Raw genomic sequence first — 5,729 nt, 5'->3', positions numbered from 1 at the left:
CCCTAGCGAAAGAACTGAACCCGAAGCTTAAAATAACCATCATAGAGCGCCTTTCTGGGCCAGCCAAAAGCAACTCCAGCGTATTCAATAATGCGGGAACAGGCCATGAAGCAAATTGTGAGTTGAACTATACGCCGGTCGATGAGGATATTATCGAAGTCGAAAAGGCACTCGCAATACACGGTCAATTCAATATCGCCAAGCAGTTTTGGGCTTATTTGGTTAAGAAGGGGATTATCGAAGACCCTACAAGCTTTATCGTTCCGACAAAACACTGCACCCTGGTTCATGAAGACAGTATCAATGAGCTGAAATTGCGTTTTGAAGAAATGTCTCAGCACCACTATTTTGAGCATATGCAGTATTCGGAAGATCATGATGAAATTAAATCATGGATCCCCTATACCATGGAAAATCGACCAACTTCTGAAAAGATGGCTGCGACCATGATTGCGACGGGAACAGATGTTAATTTTGAGTCGATCACCGAGCAAATGGCTGCTTATTTGGCAAAGCAGGAAGGGGTTGAATTTCACTACGGAACGCATGTTACGCGTGTTCATAAAAACCCGGTTAAGCAATGGCTAGTTGAAACCCAAAAAGGCGATCAGAAAATGCGCTTTAAAGGCGACACGCTATTTGTTGCCGCAGGTGGAGGCGCATTCCCGCTTCTTAAACTAAGCCACTTACCAGATAGAACTCGATTTGCAGGCTTCCCTGTTGGTGGTCGCTTCTTGATGGCGCCTATTAGTGAAGAAGACGCTAAACACTACTCTGCAAAAACTTACGGTAAAGCGAAAGTCGGCGCACCACCCATGTCGGTTCCGCATCTGGATTTGCGTGCTGCTAACGGAAAGCATTACTTGCTGTTTGGTCCTTTTGCGACCTTTATGCCGGTGCTGGAAAAAGGCCGAGGTTTCCTTGAGTACTTAAAGTCTATGCGCTTTCATGATATCCCTAACTTTTTGAATGTTGCGCGAGAGCACTTTCCATTAATGAAGTACCTTATTTCCGAGACCTTTGTTTGTAAGGAAAAGATGCTGAAGGAACTAGAAGACTTTGCGCCAGGTTTAAGTAGTAAATTCAACTGGCAGGTTAGTCCGGCAGGTCAGCGAGTGCAAATCATTAAAGATGGTGACTTGCAGATGGGCACCGAGATTATTGTCTCTGATGATAAAACCTACGGGACGCTACTAGGTGCCTCGCCGGGGGCGTCGGTATCACCTGAAGTGATGTTGCGACTGGTTGAACAACTCATGCCATTCCTGATTGAAGATGAGGAAGGCAATAGCAAATTACGAGAAATCTTCCCCGTTCACAGCCTCAGAAAGCTGGAAAAGGACGCTAAGCTCTATCGTGCTATCCGTGATGATGTCAATGAAACCCTAGGCATCGGATAAGCCCTCCAAGCCCAAACACCTAGGGATTTTGCCGATGATCAATCCGCTTCCTTAGGTCTTATGGGCTATTTCACAAGGTTTTACCTCAGTGTTACCTGTTGTTACCACTTTGGGATAATTTGTCATTCCTTTACTTGTTACAATCCTCGGGAATTTATTTAAGGCCCCTTTGTTTGTAACGACTAGGAATATTTGATGACGAATGATATATGGATGAACCTTGGTATACAGAACTCTTTCTCGCAAGATTATGGGCTGTTGTACGATAATTTGGCACTAACGGCCAGTGCACTTGCGGGTTTTTTTAATGCTATTGCTCTTACATAGAGTATCGTCGCTGTACCGTGCAAGTCAGCTAAGCAGGCATGAAACTGAAGAGGGTAACGCTGTAGGGTTCTCATCCCAATTAATTGATTTTGCTCAGTTTCATATTAATAGTGTTCATCAAGGGGCTGGAGAGAAACGAGTATTTGAGGATCAAGAAAACCGAAGTGAAGTTGGTTTGTTTTTTATTGGGGCAGTAGAGTTTGTCGTTAAGATGAATGGCTTGTCGTCAAAGCAGCGGCATATGCTTATTGTGGAGCTGCTTCGAGAGAGTCTGGGCTTTTCTGCAAAGGAGGTGAGTAAAGTTTACTCGCAAGCTTTGGTGACTTGCTCAAACTCGCCTTCTAAGAATACAGTAAAGCTCGGAGCAAAAGCATTTAAAGAATGGTCTACAAACGACTTCTCAGGAAGCGTCCATCTATCTACAGTCTTATCATAACCCTAGACGCTAGGTCGTTCTCAGAAGCTTGCAGTCTTTTGAGAACGAGCCTTGATAGCCAAGAATAATTAGTTTACTTCATCAAGCATAATGCGAATGGCACCACCTCAATAAAGTTTTCGCCAGTTAAAAACTTTGTTTTATCTTTGTAGTTAAGTGCATAAAAGTCATCTTTATCGCTCCAAATACTGCTTTGGCGATTGATAGTGTAAAAAGCATTCTCACTATCAAATGCTTCTAGGTACCAGGTCTCAGCCCACTCCTTGTCTTCAAGAACCCAAACTTTGTAGTCACAATTCTTGTTAAATGGTTTTTTGTCACTGCTGATGTCTACCCACTGTGAGCGACCGTGTTTATCTGCAAGCACTGAACCCGAGCCGAATACTAGAACGCAAACAAGTAAAAAAGAAGATACAAAATTTTGGTACATAGGAAATTCTCCGCTGTTTTCATAATGAAGATTTGTAGAAAGTGAAGGTATTAGATAATCTTAGTTCAACAAGTACGAATGTTGAAGTAGATGAAGAGATTTAGTCACTTGATGATAGAGGCGATGCATAAATGTCAAAGAGACTAGTGTTGATATAAATATTCACTCAGGTTTAAAACAGTGGGTTGGGAAAATAAGGTTTTCCTTCCTATACTAATTAGTTCCGGCTTGCTCCATTAGTATGCTTTGAGTTTATCAAGCTTCGCTATTGCCGTTGTTCAAGTAATTTATAAAGCCTCAAATTAAGCAGGTAAGGTGTAGAATATGAATGGAAAATCCTTATCTTTCTTAGGTTTAACTGTTATAGCCATGCTGTCCTTTAATGCGCAAGCAAAAGTTTCTTCGGAGGCCGCAGCTGAATTAGGCGTATCTTTGACTCCTTTTGGCTCAGTTAAAGAAAGTAATCAATACAAAACAATTCCTGCTTGGGATGGTGGTATTACCGAGGTGCCAGATGGGTTTAAGGGCAACGGTTTTCCTCATGTCGACCCCTTCGCCGACGATGAAATTAAGTTCTCGATCGACCAGAGCAATTACAAAGACTACAAGAAAAAGCTGACTCCAGGTCAGTATAAAATGTTTGAGACTTACCCAGAGACTTTTAAAATAAACGTTTATCCTACTCATCGCTCACACTCCTTGCCAGAGTGGGTCAGCAAGAATACGCGTAAGAATGCCCTTACCTCAGAGCTTCTCGATAATGGCCAGGGCTTCGAAAATGCTTTTGGTGGCGTGCCATTTCCAATTTTGCATGGCAGCAGTGATGACAAGGCTTTACAGGTTATGTGGAACCATTTGACGCGCTGGAGAGGTGTTTTTCTCACCAAAAGTGCAACGGAAGTGGCGGTTCAGCGAAATGGTGCATTCACACCGATTACGAAGCAATACGAAATATTATTCAATTTCCATAAACCTAATGGGAGTTTTAAGAAGCTAAACAATATTCTTTTCTACTTTCTTGCGTTTAATAAAGCGCCCGCGCGTTTAGCGGGTGGCGCTTTGTTAGTGCACGAAACTCTTGATCAGATAAAAGAGGAGCGTCAGGTGTGGGATTATAGTTCTGGTCAGCGCAGAGTTAGGCGGGCACCGAACTTAGCTTACGATTCACCGATTGCATCATCAGATAACACACGAACTGCTGACGATACGGATATGTATAACGGTGCTCCCGATCGTTATAACTGGGAGTATGTTGGTTTGAAAGAATATTTTATCCCATATAATAATTATAAGGTTGACGCTGAAGGGGTGGAGTATGCAGACCTGGTTTTAGCGGGGCACCTCAACCCTGAGTATATTCGCTGGGAGTTGCATCGAGTACACGTGGTGAAAGCGAAACTAAAGAAGGGGGTTCGTCATATCTATAAAGAACGAGTGTACTATGTTGATGAAGATAGCTGGGGTATCTCATTGGTTGATCTGTATGATAAGTATGATGAGCTATGGCGTGTGAGTATGGCGCTAATGAAAAACTATTATGAGCTTCCCGGTACAGCGGCGAGCGTGAATGTTTATCATGATTTACGATCGCAAAGATATAGTGCCAACGGTCTGTCTTCAGAAGAGAAGCGTGCGGTAGTTTTTGATGACGAAGCACCGAGTTCACGTCATTTCAAGCCGGCTTCACTGCGTCGTCGTGCTCGTTGAGTTCAATAAATAGATAGCTCTTTTTGAGGCGGCTCGACATTGCGCTTAGCTTTATAGTTATTTAGGTAACTATAAAGCTATAGCTTTCTGAATATCAGGGTGAACACGACACCTGTTTCATCTTTACGGTTTCTGACCTTGAGCGTTGCTCGATGGTGATCGGCAATGATTCTGGCGACATGAAGCCCAAGCCCAAGATGTACTTCACCACCCTCCGAACGTGTAGAAGTCATTGGCGCAAAGAGTTCATTCATTTTTCCTTCGGTAATCGTTGGCCCATCATTCTCGACCTCAATCAAGGTTTCTAAGTCGTTATCGATCAAGCGAATGCATACCTTGCCGTCATCTGAACAAAAACCAAAGGCGTTATCTAGAAGTTTATCGAGTAGTTGTTCGAGCCTAGAGCTTTCCGCCATCACCCACACCACTTTATTGGGTTGTTCGGTTCGTAGGCCCTCCCAGGATGAGCAGTAATCTTCTAAAAACTCGCTTAGGTTCAGGCTTGCTAAATGTTCATTTTGCAATGCATTTTCAAGGCTAGCCGCTTCAGTGAGCTGTTGTGAGATCTTGCTTATTTGATCAACCCCGGCATCGAGTTTTTTAACATAAGTATTATCTTTTAGTTCAGGCCTGTCATCGATTAGGTTCTCTAGCGAGGTTCTGAGCTTGTTAAGTGGGTTGGAAATCTCGTGGCGAAGTGTTTGTGGCATGCGTTCTAAAAACTGCGTATAGGATTGTTGCTGCTTAAGCAAGCTGCTGATGCTGCGTGACAAGTCCCCCAATTCATCGGGTGCTGTTTTACTAGAGATATTGTCAGTGCTGATGATTCGGCCTTGCCCGTCAATAGCATTGTGGGCACTGTGGCTTAATTTGGTGATGCGTTGGGCCAGAATGAGGGCATAGATAAACATCAGTGCGATGATCAGGGCAATGATAGCGCCGGTTTTAATTGCAATAGCTTGTAGTCTGGTTTTGTGTTGTTCAAGTACATGGCTGGCAGCTTCATCGATGACGACTAGGCCTATGGCTTTATTATCCTTAATGATTGGGTAACAGGTCGTTATTCTGGAGTCCGGAGCGTCGCCTTTCATATGCTGGTATTGCTGAACGCTACCCTTCAAGGCATTGTTTAGGCAGTCTTGATCAAGTTCAAAGCCGCCTTTGTCTCTTGCTGCAAAGGCCCACTCGCGGCCCCGGCGGTCGTAGATGCCTAAATGCGCGTAGTTGGACTTCAGCTGGTCAATGACTCGCTGTAGCTCTCTTGCATGAAGTTCTAGAGGGTTAAATTGACCTGCCAACTCAGACGGTAGTGTCGAGATAATTGCCTTGGGACCAAGGGAGGGCTGCTGGTCGACATCGACAACTGCAATATGCAGTTCTGCTCCTTGGGTATCTAATTGGCTTAGGGGAAGGCGAAATTCAACAACAT

The 5,729-nt window shown here is 43.9% G+C and carries 5 protein-coding genes; 3 read left to right on the top strand and 2 right to left on the bottom strand.

The window, feature by feature from the left end; translation table 11 throughout:
- Both A3761_RS12910 and A3761_RS12905 read left to right on the top strand, forming a co-directional pair.
- Positions 1–1,400: malate:quinone oxidoreductase (locus A3761_RS12910; protein ID WP_068750315.1), on the top strand; the 1,400-nt coding region annotated here is incomplete at its 5' end.
- A gap of 307 nt (positions 1,401–1,707) precedes the next feature.
- A complete protein-coding gene (locus tag A3761_RS12905) occupies positions 1,708–2,163 on the top strand; it encodes a hypothetical protein (RefSeq protein WP_068553691.1) in 456 nt (151 codons plus the stop codon).
- A gap of 73 nt (positions 2,164–2,236) precedes the next feature.
- On the opposite strand, the gene A3761_RS12900 is transcribed toward A3761_RS12905, so the two are convergent.
- A complete protein-coding gene (locus A3761_RS12900; RefSeq protein WP_068506937.1) occupies positions 2,237–2,593 on the bottom strand; it encodes a hypothetical protein in 357 nt (118 codons plus the stop codon).
- 324 nt (positions 2,594–2,917) lie between these two features.
- On the opposite strand from A3761_RS12900, the gene A3761_RS12895 reads away from it, so the two are divergent.
- Entirely contained in the window at positions 2,918–4,300 is a 1,383-nt protein-coding gene (locus A3761_RS12895; RefSeq protein ID WP_068553692.1) for a DUF1329 domain-containing protein, read from the top strand.
- Positions 4,301–4,377: 77 nt separating this feature from the next.
- Here the strand turns inward: A3761_RS12895 and A3761_RS12890 are convergent.
- The coding region (locus A3761_RS12890; RefSeq protein ID WP_156491828.1) for a HAMP domain-containing sensor histidine kinase at positions 4,378–5,729 on the bottom strand (1,352 nt) is incomplete at its 5' end.

It is taken from the genome of Oleiphilus sp. HI0123, assembly GCF_001635315.1.
This window is presented reverse-complemented; position numbering and strand designations above follow the sequence as displayed.